At 65.0% G+C, this 14655-nt stretch carries 12 protein-coding genes; 4 read left to right on the plus strand and 8 right to left on the minus strand.

Annotated elements, in window-relative coordinates; translation table 11 throughout:
- Window positions 1-438: 438 nt before the first annotated feature.
- Window positions 439-1347 (minus strand): universal stress protein, encoded by a 909-nt coding sequence (locus GFS60_RS31150; protein WP_159928014.1) that lies wholly within the window; start codon window positions 1345-1347, stop codon window positions 439-441.
- A 265-nt stretch (window positions 1348-1612) separates the two neighbouring features.
- Between GFS60_RS31150 and GFS60_RS31155 the strand changes: the two genes are divergently transcribed.
- Entirely contained in the window at window positions 1613-2143 is a 531-nt protein-coding gene (locus GFS60_RS31155; protein WP_159928015.1) for a flavodoxin family protein, read from the plus strand.
- A 59-nt stretch (window positions 2144-2202) separates the two neighbouring features.
- Here GFS60_RS31155 and GFS60_RS31160 read toward each other — a convergent pair whose 3' ends face one another.
- From GFS60_RS31160 to GFS60_RS31175, 4 genes are read right to left on the minus strand one after another with little or no spacing between them, the layout of a single operon-like run.
- Window positions 2203-2400, minus strand: coding sequence for a PLDc N-terminal domain-containing protein (locus GFS60_RS31160; protein WP_236603572.1), 198 nt, complete (start codon window positions 2398-2400; stop codon window positions 2203-2205).
- Between the two features lie 44 nt (window positions 2401-2444).
- Complete coding sequence (locus GFS60_RS31165; protein WP_159928017.1) at window positions 2445-3161, minus strand: hypothetical protein; 717 nt, start codon at window positions 3159-3161, stop codon at window positions 2445-2447.
- On the minus strand, window positions 3158-3694 hold the full coding sequence (locus GFS60_RS31170; RefSeq protein ID WP_159928018.1) for a flavodoxin domain-containing protein: 537 nt from the start codon (window positions 3692-3694) through the stop codon (window positions 3158-3160). Before GFS60_RS31170 ends, GFS60_RS31165 begins: the two co-directional genes overlap by 4 nt.
- Entirely contained in the window at window positions 3691-5205 is a 1515-nt protein-coding gene (locus GFS60_RS31175; protein ID WP_159928020.1) for a DUF4389 domain-containing protein, read from the minus strand. Before GFS60_RS31175 ends, GFS60_RS31170 begins: the two co-directional genes overlap by 4 nt.
- A gap of 552 nt (window positions 5206-5757) precedes the next feature.
- Here GFS60_RS31175 and otsB point away from each other — a divergent pair.
- Window positions 5758-9393, plus strand: a complete 3636-nt coding sequence (otsB, locus tag GFS60_RS31180; protein WP_159928021.1) for a trehalose-phosphatase — start codon at window positions 5758-5760, stop codon at window positions 9391-9393.
- A gap of 26 nt (window positions 9394-9419) precedes the next feature.
- Here otsB and GFS60_RS31185 read toward each other — a convergent pair whose 3' ends face one another.
- The gene (locus GFS60_RS31185; RefSeq protein ID WP_159928022.1) at window positions 9420-11126 is read right to left on the minus strand and encodes a sensor histidine kinase; all 1707 of its coding nucleotides are present in this window, start codon (window positions 11124-11126) and stop codon (window positions 9420-9422) included.
- Between the two features lie 251 nt (window positions 11127-11377).
- Here GFS60_RS31185 and GFS60_RS31190 point away from each other — a divergent pair, with 251 nt between their 5' ends.
- Both GFS60_RS31190 and GFS60_RS31195 read left to right on the plus strand, forming a co-directional pair.
- The gene (locus GFS60_RS31190; RefSeq protein WP_236603573.1) at window positions 11378-11824 is read left to right on the plus strand and encodes a pyridoxamine 5'-phosphate oxidase family protein; all 447 of its coding nucleotides are present in this window, start codon (window positions 11378-11380) and stop codon (window positions 11822-11824) included.
- 100 nt (window positions 11825-11924) lie between these two features.
- Complete coding sequence (locus GFS60_RS31195; protein ID WP_159928023.1) at window positions 11925-12575, plus strand: response regulator transcription factor; 651 nt, start codon at window positions 11925-11927, stop codon at window positions 12573-12575.
- A gap of 34 nt (window positions 12576-12609) precedes the next feature.
- Here GFS60_RS31195 and GFS60_RS31200 read toward each other — a convergent pair whose 3' ends face one another.
- Window positions 12610-12957, minus strand: a complete 348-nt coding sequence (locus tag GFS60_RS31200; protein WP_236603574.1) for a hypothetical protein — start codon at window positions 12955-12957, stop codon at window positions 12610-12612.
- Window positions 12958-13040: 83 nt separating this feature from the next.
- Entirely contained in the window at window positions 13041-14405 is a 1365-nt protein-coding gene (locus GFS60_RS31205) for a wax ester/triacylglycerol synthase domain-containing protein (RefSeq protein WP_159928025.1), read from the minus strand.
- Window positions 14406-14655: the final 250 nt, after the last annotated feature.

Consider the following 14655-nt stretch of genomic DNA (forward strand, 5'->3'; position numbering starts at 1 on the left):
CGATGAAGGGGGCATCGCACAGCAGCGAATCCGGGTGCTCGGTGAAGACACTCCCGCGCACCTCCGCGGCGTACAGACGACCGCCCACGAGCACGTGTTGGCTCTACGCATGATGTGGCGGCCGGATATCGATTCCGCATTCGCCGCGAGTGAAACCAGCCAAACACGCATCCGGTCACTACGGGCTCCGGGGGTCCGGAGCCTTCGCCGATCCGCCCCTCGGGCCGTCGGCGGCCTTCATGACCAACCGAATGGGCAACAACCAGCGGAATCCATCGCGCAGCGTCTGTGACGGCGCGACACAACAGGTCCCACGGCGGATGTTCGGGCGGACCTATTTCTGCGGAGGCCCCGACTTACCGCGCACCGCAATGTATGACGTGACAATGGCTGTCATAGAAAAAATCAGCGCTATCAACACGAGCGCCAGTGGCCAGGTCATCCCTTCTCACTCCTCGGTGGACGGCAGATCGTGATGGGGCACAATGCATGGTGCAGAAGGTTCTGGCTGGTCGACCCCAGCAGCGATCCGGCGAATCGATTGTGGCCGTGACTTCCCACGACGACGAGTTGTGCGTCGCGCGCATAGTGCAGCAACAATTCGGCAGCGTTCCGCTCATCGATAACCGTGGTGACTTCCAGGTCCGGATACTTCTCGCGCCAACCGGCAAGATTTTCCGCCACCAGTGCCGTCTGCTCTTCTGCCATGGCAGCCCAGTCCACATTGGTCGCAGTGGAGCGGCCTCGGGACATGTCACCGGCGCTCCATGCGTGCACCGCAAGGAGCGGGACCTCGAAGAGCACTGCGAACTCGACGGCGGACCCGATCGCCGTGATGCTGAGCGCACTTCCGTCGACGCCGACCACGACAGGCCGGTGATCGGGCACCGGTGACTCGGAGTCGGATCGGAAGACCGTGACAGGGCAGTGTGCGTGGTTGACCACCCGCACCACGGTGGACCCCGTGAACAGTGACTCGACCATCCCGGCGCCCGTGGAACCGACCACCACCATTTCCGCGTGCTTGCTCAGTCCGGTAAGCGACATCCCTGCCGGTCCCGGATGGATGCTCGAGGACACCCGGACATCCGGAAACTCCTGCCGCACTCGCCGCTCGGCGCGCTCGAGAATCTCCTCGGCCGATTTCCGGACTTGCTCGGCGAACTCGTCCTGAAACAGCAGGGCAGCTTCGCTGTAGTGGTAACCGGGACTCGGGAGAGCATGGGCAAGGCGCAGCGGCGCGGATCGTCGCCGCGCCACCGCGGCCGCCCACACGGCGGCCCGCATCGCGCGTTCGGAGCCGTCGACACCGACGACCACGGACTGGCGGTTCGCAAGAGTGCTCATTGTCCAACTCCAGTTGTCGCAACACACTTCCGGACTTGCGCCGAACAAACTTCAGGATCGGACACCGGCGGCCGGGGCCGATAGGGCACTAGGTCATCACACCCAATGTCGAGTGACGTCTGCACGCTGGAAGGGACTTTCGGATGACCTTATGCCCTCGGCCGGCACCTCGGCCGGTGAAAGACTCGAACGTGAACCAGATGTGACGGGCTGAACCCCGTGCGGTTCAGCTGGTACCGAACAAGACGAACCAGGAGGCAGCGACATGCGAACACTGATTATCTACGAGTCGATGTACGGCAATACCCATGCTGTGGCAGAGGCGATTGCGCGAGGATTCGCGCCTGCGGGCGACGTCACGACGATCCCCGTGTCGCAGGCGCCCCAACAGGACGTGTCCTCATACGATCTTCTGATCGTGGGCGGTCCCACCCACGTGCACGGAATGAGCCGTGAATCGACCCGGCGCGGTGCGGTCGAGGCCGCCGAGAAACCGGACAGCAACCTGACACTGGAACCCGATGCGGCCAGTGCGGGAATTCGTGAGTGGCTCGACGGGCTCACCGTGGACGTGGGGAATGCTGCCGCGTTCGATACTCGCATCGACAAGCCCGCACTCATCACCGGACGGGCATCGAAAGGAGTTTCGAAGAAGTTACGGCATTTGGGTTTCGAGCTGGTTGCCGATCCGGAGAGCTTTCTCGTCGATACGAAGAGCCACCTCGTCGAGGGTGAGGAAGCACGGGCGCAGCAGTGGGGTCAGATGCTGGCGAAGCAGTCCCCGGCGCACACCTGAGCGATGCGTCTTCAGCCCGGGTGCTGTGTGTGCAGGCCACACCACCCGGGGACAGGCGATCACAGTGCGGCGCGCCTCCCGCGCGTGAAGTAGACGACCGGCCCGATGAAATTGATAGCGATGACCGCCGCCCACCTTCCCTTGCTGCCGTTGATTTCTCGAGGATCGCGGCGAGCGAGATCCACCCAAGCGGCGACGGCCAGCACCATCTGGACGATCGTGAGCACCACCAGCCCGCCGCGCTGACGATCTGTCATGTCACTCCACGTTTTCCGGCTACTTCTCACTTGTTTCGCCTTCCTCATCTTTGTGGAATACCGTCATGTGGCTGAACGATCTCGTCCGGCCCGGGTAAGAATCGTCCGGTGATCACGCCCAGCACCGTCCCGGCAACCAGCCCGGTCACTGTTCCGAGTGCGGTAACGGCGGGTATCGACCAGGTGCTGCCCGGGGTCGTCGCTCCGACGAAGATGACCGCCATCGCGAGAGGCCAGCCGGCCACGTTGGCCAGGACCCATCGGCCCGGCCGGCGAACCAGACCGCGCAGCACCAGCGCCTGCACTGCGCCGAGCACGGCACCCATCACCGCGCCAAGAGCCACTGCACCGGCCAACACCACGAGCAGCGGCGGCCCGTCGCCGCCGTCCGAACCGAGCACACCGGGCACGGAGGCGCCGGCCCAGCCCAGCCCGGCGACCACGGTCGTGACCACCACCCATCGGCCCGCATCGAACCGGGGAAGCAGCCGGCGCAGCCCGTGCGCCTGTAGGACGCCGAGAGCGACCCCCTCGACGAGTCCCCCGGCCACCACCACGGCGAGCGCCAGCGCTGCATCGCGCCCCTGCGGAGCGTCACCCGATATCCGTTGTGCCAGCTTCGCGGCGAGGGCGGCGGCGGTCATGCCGACAGCTTCCGCTGCGGCACACAGAGCTGTCCACCGGGTCGACGACAGACCGGGGACGCGAGGTGCGGAACCGCCGAGGCCGCCATCGATGGGCGCTGACTCGGATGCTCTCATTCGCCGCGTACCTGGGCATCTCGGTGATGGATGGACTCCGCCCACTGATCGATGTCTGCCCAGTCGCGGGCGTCGCCGTAATGCCCGCCCATCAGCCGGAAGAGCACCCGGCCGAAGCCCGGCCAGTCACCGGGGCCGATGGCCCCGGCGAAGAAGCGGTGGCCGCGAACATCCGCGGCCTCCCGCAAGTGCTGCACCACCCGCGGTTCAGGGGTAACCCGGCGAAGATAGGACGCCACCCGGTTCGACAGGATCGTGCTGGTCGCCCCCACCGAGGACACGGAGTACGCCCACACCGCCCGGCCGCCCAGCTGCGGGCGGAGTCGCCCGACGGCGTCCGCCGCTTCAGGAAGCCACTGACCACTGTGGACGGCGCTCCCGACCACGAACGTCTCGTACTCGCGCACCGAGGTGATCTCGCTCAACCGCTGTACGTCCACTCGCTCACCTGCGGATTCGAGGTGCGCGGCAATGCGCTCGGCCACCCCTCGGGTCGATCCTTTCGCGGTCGCATAGCCCACCAGCACAGTCATCGGGTCGACTCCTGAGGGTGACCGGCGGCCGGCTGGTCGTCCGGTGACGGTTCTGGTGGCGCGGTGTGTTCGTGGGGTTCGCGTGGCCCCTGATCGAAGCGGAAGGGTGGATACTCGTCACGCAGGAGCGCGACATAGGCGATGACACGGTAGACCCAGCGGTTGATACCCATGACGAAGTCGAAGAGCGGACGAGGATAGCGGCCGGTGAACAAGATGATGATCGCCGCGACCAGGATCAGGACACCGAGCAGCGAGCCGAACAGCCAGGGCTGCCCGGGGACCCCGACGTCGCCGCTGGTGACGCCGAACCGCCAGCCGCCGAACCAACCCCCCGCGAGCACGGCCAGAATTAAGTAGTGGGGTATCGCCAGCAGCCACCACTTCACCAGGACCAGACCACGGGAGAGCCGCTCGGGATACTCGACATCGAAGTCAGCCGGGTAGTCGGTGCGCGCCAGTGTGAAGGGCGGATACCGGTCGGTGCCCAGCGCGGAATAGGTGTAGAACTGCACCCGCCAGAGCCAACGCAGAACTCCGACGTTGAAGTCGAACAAACCCCGCGGATACCGCCCGGTGAAGAGAATCGCGAATCCTGCCACCACCGTGGTCACAAACAACCCCAGACCGAGGAAGACCAACACCACGTAGTGCGGAATCGCGAGCAACCACTTGACCAGCCACAACCACCGTGACACCGGTTGGTCGAGATCGCCTCGCAGGTGCGCGGGATAGGGCTTCGGCGGTGTGGGTGTGTGTTCGGTCGACGGTGTGGCGGGGGCGGACGCCGCGCCGGTTGTACTCGTGTGTACCGGCCAGTGTGGTTGGGGTGGACCATGTCGGCCGAGCCCGAGCGCTCCGACCACCACTAGTGGTATGCCCACGACGAGCATCACCACGGCGGCGAGGAGCACACCGAGCGCGAGCGGGCCGAGGAAGTCGAGCCGTGCACCGGCCTGGATATCGACCGAGACGCCGGGACCACCGTCGGCGTTCATCACCACAGCGGTCCAGGACCCGCGCTGAAGATCCCACTGCACCTCCTGGGTGCCGGCCCCCGTGGACGAGACGGACCAGAATGTCTGCGTCGAAGGGGTTTCCGGTTGCCGGTCACCGGTGATCTGACGGTAGCTCGGCTGGAAGGGGCCGAATTCGACCTCCGTCACCTCGGTCCGCGGGACACCGGAGAGATAGCGTTCCACCGCCTCACGCGGGCCGATTCCGACGAAAATCTCCCGGTTCGACGGGTCCGCGGTGACCCGCAACAACACCCGGCCGAGATTTTCGGTGCTGAAGCCCTGGGGAAGGTCGGCCTCGTCGAAAAGGTCGATCCGCTCCGACACCAGGGCATTCCCCGGCGATTGATACCTCTGCGTGGGTGAGGTGACATGACCGTCGTCGTTCTGCGCGAAGTATGCCCATCCGAGAAACACTGCACCGCTCAGAAGGGCGAACCCGAGCAAGGCACACAGGCAACCGATGACGAGCGCCACGATTCTTCCAGGTTTCACTGTCCGCCTCCGGGATCTGAGTCCTGCACCTCAGTGTGGTGGCGCACGAGCCGCGACGTGAGGGCCATTGGTCACCACTCGCCGCCGTCTCGGGTCTCCGCTAGGCAGCACCCGCCCGAATAGGGCGTGACGTGGACCGTTGGCCCTACTATCCGGTGGTGTAGCGCCGTTCATTTCCCTAGGAGGCGACACCCGGATGAGGAGGAATCGTCATGGGTGTCTTGTCAACCGTCTCGAGCGTGCGCCACCCCCCTTTTTCCGGAGCGGCCATTGACAGTGTCCGGGCGCAGTCGTGCCGAGAACTATCAGCCCCATTGTGATGAGCGCGTGGGTGGTGCTTGTTGTGATCGGTGTCGTGAGTTCCGCATTGTTCGTGGCCGTCGCTGCGAGTGCTGTGATAACGGGTCTCCTGCAGCTTCTGAAAGCAGTCACCAGAACCCATTGAGACAACACCGCCGCCCCATCTTTGCCCTTCACGTCCGTGGGTCCACGTACTCTGGACCCCACTCGACAAGCACCCGGACAGCTCTGCACAACGCGAAAGCTGAACCCATGACCGGACCTGTGATCGATCTGCGCCGGCACGCGGCCGTCCTCTTCGACCTCGATGTGGTTGTCGACACCAGGTCCGGGAAGCCTGTGACCGTCGATTCCACCGTCATGCTGGTGCGCCGGCTGCGTGCGCTGGGCATCGACACGGCCGTGTTCTCCCCGAGCGGCGATGTGAAGCCGGCAATCGAGGACACCGGAATCGCCGACTTGTTTCCTGCCCGCACCGATGGTGTGGCGCCGGCCGAGGCCGCACACCGGCTCGGAACCCAGCCCGCCGCATCAGTCGTAATCACTCGTTCGGAAGCGGCTGCGACAGCAGCTGAGCGGAGCGGGTTCGCCTTGGTCGTAGGGATCGGCCCGGAAAAGGATTCCTGGGGTGCCGACCACATGGTGACCGACCCGGCGGACATCACGATCCGCCAGGGGGATCGTCCCCTGTCGCAGATCCCCGACGCGATGACCTCCCGGCACGAACTCACCGCACTTCTGCGTATCCGGCGGCCCGCGGTCTTCCTCGATTTCGACGGCACCCTCGCGGATATCGTCAGCGACCCGTCCGCCGCAGTCCTCGTCGACGGCGCCGCAGCGCAACTGGCCCGACTGGCCCGCGATTGTCCCGTGGCCGTGATCAGCGGCCGCGATCTCGAGGACGTCCGGTCGCGCATCGGCATGGAGGGGATCTGGTACGCGGGCAGCCACGGTTTCGAACTGAGCGGGCCGGACGGGGAGCACTACGAGAATCCCGAAGCGCTCACCGCGGTGCCGCTGCTCGCGCAGACTGGACGACTCGTCGAGGAACAGCTCCACGGAATTCCCGGTGTCCTGGTGGAATACAAGCGGTTCGGGGTGACAGTCCACTACCGCAACGTCGCCGCAGCCCGCGTCGACGAGGTGATCGCGGCAGTGTACGAGGCCGCACACGGTGTTGATGGTCTGCGCGTCGCAGCGGGCCGCATGGTCGTCGAACTACGTCCCGACATCCGCTGGGACAAAGGCCGGGCATTGGAGTGGATTCTCGGACACGTCCTCGATTCGAGGCAACTGCTTCCCCTGTACGTCGGTGACGACCTCACCGACGAGGACGCTTTCGACGCCGTGGCGGCCACCGGGGTGGGAATCGTGGTCCGCAGCGACGAGGCGGGCGATCGGCGCTCCGCCGCCCGGTTCGCGGTCAACGGACCTGCACAGGTGTGCGAGCTGCTGCAACGATTGGCCGACCTACTCGCGCGGGATCCGAAAACGGTCTCGCGGGCGGACGCCTGGATCCTGTTCTTCGACGGATACGACCCGACTGCCGAGAAACTGCGTGAGGCGCTCTGCACCGTCGGAAACGGCTACTTCGCCACCCGCGGGTGCGCACCCGAGTCCGGTGCCGGCGCCGTGCACTATCCGGGCACCTACCTCGCCGGCCTCTACAACAGGCTCAGCGACGAACGGTCCGGAATGACCATCGTCAATGAAAGTCTGGTCAATGCGCCGAATTGGCTTGCTACCACCTTTCGTATCGACGGCGCGCCGTGGTTCGACATCGATGCGGCCGAACTCCTCGACTACCACCAATATCTCAATGTGCGCCGTGCCGTCCTCACCCGGCGATGGCGTTATCGCGACGAGGCCGGCCGCACCACCTCGGTAGTCCAGCGGCGCTTCGTCGCGATGCACCTGCCCCACGTGTGTGCGCTGGCGACGACGATCGTGGCAGAAGACTGGTCGGGGCAGCTCGAAATCCGGTCGGTGCTCGACGGTTCGGTGGGTAACACCCTCGTCGAGCGTTACCGCGAACTGGCCAGCGACCACCTCACTGCCCTGCGCGCCACCGAGCTGACGGACGACTCCGTACTGTTGTCGATGCACACCGGGCAGTCCGGAATACCGGTGGCGATGGCCGACCGAAACCAATTGTGGCGCAACACCGAGAGAGCTGAATGCCGCTACCAGCTGTTCGCCGACGACAGGCAGGTCGGGCACGACATCGCCGTCGAGATGACCCCGGGCGAATCAGTCACGCTCGAGAAGATGGTCACGGTCTTCACGGGCCGTGACCATGCGGTGTCACATCCCGCGGACGAAGCTCCGCGCCCGCTCGCGGAACTCGGCCGCTTCGACGAGGTGCTCGACGGTCACGTCCTGGCATGGGAACACCTGTGGGACAGGGTAGGAATCGAACTCAAGGACTACGAGGACGCCTCCCGCATCGTGCACGTCCATCTCCTGCACCTGCTGCAGACGGTCTCCCGGAACACCGCCGACCTCGATGTGGGGGTGCCGGCCCGTGGACTGCACGGTGAGGCCTACCGCGGGCACATCTTCTGGGACGAATTGTTCGTCTTCCCCGTACTGAACCTGCGAGTTCCCTCCCTCACCCGGTCACTGCTGCGCTACCGGTACCGCCGGCTCCCCGAGGCCCGGCGCGCCGCGAAAGCGGCCGGCTACCGGGGTGCAATGTTCCCCTGGCAATCGGGCAGCGACGGCCGGGAAGAGAGCCAGCAGCTGCATCTCAATCCGGCGTCGGGGCGGTGGCTACCGGACCCGAGCTGGCGCCAGCACCACATCGGGGTAGCGATCGCCTACAACGTCTGGCAGTACTACCAAGTGACCGGCGACCTGGAGTTTCTCACCGAATGCGGGGCCGAACTGCTGGTCGAGATCGCACGGTTCTTCACCAGTCTCGCCACCTACGACCGGGTGCGGGCCCGGTACGTCATCAGCGGGGTCATGGGGCCCGACGAGTTCCACTCCGGCTACCCGGGATCACCATTCGGTGGAATCGACAACAACGCCTACACCAACGTGATGGCCGTGTGGGTCATCCTGCGCGCTCTCGAGGCTCTCGACGCGCTTACGCCGGCGGACCGGGTCGACCTGGTCGAGAACCTGGCAGTGGACGCGCAGGAAATGGCACGGTGGGAAGACGTGAGCCGCCGAATGTTCGTGCCGTTCCATGATCAGGTGATCAGCCAGTTCGAGGGGTACGACAACCTCGCCGAACTCGACTGGGATGCCTACCGCGAGCGCTACGGCAACATTCAACGACTCGACCGGATCCTCGAGGCCGAAGACGACGACGTCAACCGCTACCGCGCCTCCAAACAGGCCGATGTGTTGATGCTCTTCTACTTACTGTCCGCCGATGAGCTGCGGGACCTGTTCGGCGGACTCGGCTATCACCTCGAACCCGAGGCCATTCCGCGGACGGTCGACTACTACCTTGCCCGCACCTCACACGGTTCGACCCTGAGTGCGGTGGTGCATTCCTGGGTTCTCGCGCGCGCCAACCGCGACAACGCCCTGGACTACTTCGAACGGGTACTCGCCTCCGACATCGCCGACATCCAGGGCGGTACGACGGCCGAGGGCATACACCTCGCAGCGATGGCGGGGAGCGTCGACCTACTCCAGCGATGCTTCACCGGACTCGAAACCCGTGGCGATCGTTTGGTATTCGGCCCGCAATGGCCGGAGGAACTCGGCGCACTGAAGTTTCCCATCGTCTACCGAGGACTCCAACTCTGGCTCACCGTCACCGGCAGAAAGGTCCAGGTGAGCGCAGCAGACGGTAACCAGCGACCGATCGAGATAGTCTGCCGCGATCAGGTTGCCACACTGGAGCCCGGGAGCATTGTCACTCTCGACTGACGCTTATGCCACCCGACAAAAACACCTCACACCTCCGGTAGCGGGGCCGCCCACGTCAATCGAGTCCCGCCCGTGTCCCTGGGTGCAACCGTGAAAGTTCCACCGGCCTGCTCGGCTCGAGCAGCGAGATTGTGCAAACCGCTACGTGCCACTTTCGGTGGGAGGCCGATGCCGTCGTCGAGGACGTCGACGGTGAGGTCGTCACCAACCGAGACGGTGACAGAGACCGCGCGGGCTCGCGCATGGTGCACGACGTTGCTGAGCGCCTCCCGCACTACCGCTTCGGCATGGTCGGCGAGAGGACCGGTGACCACGTTCAGCGGCCCGGCCATCCGGACAGTGGTGCGCAGGCCACTGTTTTCGGTCTGCTCGGCAACCACGGCGTTGAGTACCTGCCGCAGCTGACGGGAGTTCTGATCGATTCCGCGATGCAGATCGAAGATCGTCGTCCGGACGTCGGTGATGATCTGCTGCACGTCGTCGATCATGTCCTCGAGTCGCGCGCGAATCTCGGGCGCCCGAGTGCGTGCCTGGGTGCTCTGCAAATTCAGGCCGTGGGCGAACAGACGCTGGATGACATGGTCGTGAAGGTCCCTCGCGATCCGGTCGCGGTCCGAGATCAGCGACATGTCGGCCAGCTGCCGTTGATCATCAGCCAGCTTGAGCGCCAAAGCAGCCTGATCGGCGAACTCGGCGGCCAACGATTGTTGCCGATCGTCGAACGAATCCGCCCCGAGTTCTCGGATGATCGCCAGCACCCCGGTTATCGTGTCGACGGATACCCGCAGCGGCAGCAGGAGCGCAGTGCCGTAGCTCCTGCATTCCGTGATCTGCGGAACGCGCATCTGCTCACCGGTGCGAAACGCTCGTCCTATGTCGGAGCAGTCGACGGGAATCTGCCGGCCGTGGAAGGCGGCGGTCGCGTCTCCGGCGTATGCAGTGACCGTCAGCGTGGTGACTTCCGCCGTCTCGACATCGGGATCATCGGGTTGGGCGATCAGTACGTGGTCGGCGCCGGCGAGTGTGCGCGCTCGCTGGGCGATGAGGTCGAGAACTTCCCCGGTATCGGTGGCCGCGAGCAGCTCCCCGCGAATTTCACTGGTCGCGTGCTGCCACCGCTGTCGCAGCCGGGCATCCTCGAATAGTCGAGCATTGTCGACGGCGATACCCGCAGCGGCGGCGAGTGCTTGGACGACGACCTCGTCGTCCTCGGTGAAGGACTGCCCACCCGCCTTTTCGGTGAGGTAGAGATTCCCGAAGACCTCGCCGCGCACCCGCACCGGTACGCCCAGGAATGTGCGCATCGGTGGGTGATAGGCAGGAAATCCGGAGGACGCCGTGTGTGCGGCGATGCTGTCGAGACGGATGGGCTTCGGCTGCTCGATCAACAACCCCAGCAACCCGTGGCCGGTCGGGAGTTCACCGATCAATTCCCGGGTGTGCTCATCTATACCCTCGTAGACGAATTCCTGGAGTCGGTCCCGAGAAGGATTGAGCACTCCGAGGGCGCCGTATCGGCAGTCGACCAACTCGATCGCCGCGTGCACAATCCGTTTGAGGGTCGCATTCAATTCCAGTCCGGACGCGACGGTGAGCACCGCTTCGAGCAGAGCGTCGATCTGGTCGCGGGAGTCCATCACCTGGCCGATGCGGTCCTGAACCTCGACCAGCAGCTCTCGCAGCCGCAACTGCGACAACCCACCTGTCAGTAACGGTTCCTCGTCGGCGCTCATCGTTCGCTCCCACTTACCGAGTATCGACACTCACCACCATCACACCACGACCACGCAGGCAGGCACGGCGGTTCACCCGCCCCTATCACCTAGCTCGAGGAGGACGGGTCAACGAGTACAGCCCGAATCTCCCCGGAAAATGTGGTCAGGACGCTCGAGGGCCACAGTGACGACTTTGTCCTCTGTTTGCGTCCTGGCAACAGACCCGATGCTGGTGGGGTCGGTACTCACCACCCGCGGAAGAAGCAGTCATGTATCAGGAAAAACCACCCGTGGTGGCCATGAATTCGGACGGTCCGCTCCCCACTGCCGAATGCCGAAAGTTGCTGCGCTCGGTTCCAACCGGCCGGCTCGTCTACACCGAGGACGCCCTGCCCGCGGTGCGGCCGGTCACCTTCGCCGCCCTCGACGGCGATCTCATCATCCCCACCGGCAACAACCCGTGGTTCGACCGGTTCGACCGGGGGGTGCTCGCGTTCGAGGCGGGGACCATCGACCCGGCCACCCGCACCGGCTGGAGTGTCCTGGCAATGGGCAGGTCACGGGTACTGTCCGGCACCGACGGGTTGATCGGGTTCGCCGACCCGGCCCGCATACCGTGGAGCAGCTCTCATGACGACCGCTACCTCGTCATCGGCATCGAACAGATCAGCGGGCACCGCACCACGCTGCTCCGCCCGGCAGGTGATCTCCGCTGACACCCATTGCGGTGATTTTCGAGACAGCAATTACGCGTCTGCCTCATCACGTACCCTGTCATACAGGGCGCTGACCACCGAAAATGGAGTTCTGAGCCGCATGATCACAGTCTTCCTCGTCGATGATCACGAGGTCGTGCGCCGGGGTATCGCGAATCTGCTCTCCACCGATCCGGAACTGACCGTCATCGGCGAGGCCGGAAGCTGCGCCCAGGCTCTTGCACGAATTCCCGCACTGCAACCCGACGTCGCAGTCCTCGACGTGCGGCTACCCGACGGCAACGGCATCGAACTGTGCCGCGATCTCCTCTCCCAGCTGCCCGAACTGCGGTGTCTGATGTTGACCTCCTTCACGGACGAACAGGCCATGCTCGACGCCATCCTTGCCGGTGCCAGCGGGTACGCCCTCAAAGACATCCGCGGCACCGAACTGGCCCACGCCGTCCGCGAGGTCGGTGCCGGGAAGTCGCTGCTCGACAATCGTGCGGCCGCCGCCCTGATGGAAAAACTGCGGACCAAACCCACCGAGGAGGAAGGCTTGGTCGCCGGACTGACCAATCAGGAACGCACACTCCTGACTCTTCTGGGCGAAGGATTGACCAACCGGCAGATCGCGGAGCGCATGTTCCTCGCGGAGAAGACCGTGAAGAATTACGTCTCCCGGTTGTTGAGCAAGCTCGGCGTCGAACGCCGCACTCAGGCCGCCGTCATCGCCACCAAACTTCCGCGCACCCGCACCAAGCCGCGGTGACATCGCATCATCACAGGCCCGGCTGCGGCGGGAGCTAGCTAAGTTTCCGGGTCGGACCGCTGTTCCGGTCCCGCTGATACGTCAACTGCCAGGGTTGTTTTCCGTGGCCGAGGTACTGCCACCCGTCGTCCTCGATCTGCTGCCGCAACTCGGCGAGGCTTTCCGTCATCCCGGGTGCCCATTCCTCTCGCGGGGGGATCGATCCCCAGGTCCGGGGAACGGGGAAAGTTGCGCTGAAGTACCACGGTTTACCGTCGACCACCCCCACGAACCGCATGTACGCGTTGCCGTACTGGGCGGACAGGGTCGCGAGGAGGGCGGCCCACCAGTGCCGGGCACCGACCTCTTCCAGGTCCACTCGCAAGGTCTGCACTCCGGGCATACGGCCCATTGTTCTCCCCCAAACCGCCTTCCTCTCCGTGATGTGCACCCACGGTTTTCGGAGGTGTTCTTTCCGACTGCCATCTACCGCGCTGACTCGTGGCCCTCGTCGAAAACCTGGAATTGTTCGTGCAGGGCTGCGGCGAGGTCGTCGATCTCCGGTACCACATCGGGGTCGGCGATGATCGTGACCGTGAGTGTGCCGGCATACGACAGTGCCGCGAACGCCACACCGACATTTCCCGCAGTGACGGTAATCGGCACCATCGACGCGATCGGAACCCCGGCGATGGCCAGTCGGGACGGCGGACCTGGCAGGTTGGACAAAAACGAGTTGACGAGCCGTTGACGGTCGACGAACCACCGAAACAGCTTCACCGCTGCCAGAAACCGGAAAAGGGGCCCGATCAGTGCCGCCGAAGTACCACGAGTTCTCCTCTTCTGGACACGGGTAATCCCTGAAATGGCGGTTAACCGCTCCGCCGGACTCCCGGCCAGCGGTACCCGGACCGGCATCACCCCCACCTGATTTCCCAGGTTCCCGCTCGTTGTCGACCTTCGGGCAGAGACCGGTACCGAGACCACAAGCTCGAGCGGGAACTCGCCCCGTCGGTGCAGGAGTACGGCCAGGACCCCGGTGATCGCGGCAAGGAGGACATCGTTGACGGTTGCCCCGGAACTCCACCCAGCTTCCCGAAGAGTCCGGAGGTCGGTCTCCACCGTCGTCACCCTACGGCGCGGCCCGGTCGGCACATTCAAAGAACAGCGGGGTGCGGGGCGACCGATACTGTGCCCGAGCTCATTCCAGCCCCCGCGCACCCGCGCCACGGTCCGCGGAATCTGCCGCAACGTGCGCAGGCGCTCGACGGCGCAGTCAGCGAGAAGCTCCATCGGCCGTGGCGGCGGGGACGAAATGGGGATCTCGTCCACCGATCCCGCCGCGGCCATGCCATCGACCAGATGCGCCAAGATCGCCAGGCCACCGATTCCGTCGGCGAGAACATGGTGCAGCACCATCACCAGGCCGACGGCACCGAAATCGCCGGCAAGGTCCGTGATGATGATCGCTCTCCACAGCGGCCGTGAGCGAGGCAGCGGCTGAATGACTGCCTCCACCGCCATCGCCAGAGCAGTGGCGCGGTCACCCGGGGCCGGGCAGCGCACCCGTGCGAAATGGGCACCGACGTCATAGTGTTCGTCGTCGGCCCAGTACGACCGGCCCAGGCCCGGTGGCGGGTCGACCAGACATTGCCGCAACCGGCGTATCCCGCTGATCCGCTTCGTAAGGGTGGCCTCGATGGTCGCCAAATCCACTGTCCCGTCACCGGCTGTCCCGTCACCGACGAGGAAGAGCACGGCACCGACATTCATGGGCACCGGCCCGACGTCCGAGGCGAGTTCGGTCAGGTCGCTCGGGCCTAGGCGCTCAACTCCGCGCTGTTCCGCCATGATCCGAGGATGCCAGACATGTTCCCTCCGCAGGCAGGCTTGCACAGTTGCACCCAACGCGACGTGCGGCTGTGGCGTCATCGAAACGGCTGTCCACGTGCGCTCGATCGTCGGGCCTTTCGGCGGCCAGTCATATCGGCCGTACCGATGCCATTTCTGGAGACGCTTCGCCACCGGCAACAACCGTTGCAACCTGGTCACCACATCAACCACCTGAGCATCCGGGCCAACCAACACCCGAGCCGTACCC

The sequence above is a fragment of the Rhodococcus sp. WAY2 genome, from assembly GCF_009859915.1.
Classification (GTDB): Bacteria; Actinomycetota; Actinomycetes; order Mycobacteriales; family Mycobacteriaceae; genus Rhodococcus_F; species Rhodococcus_F oxybenzonivorans.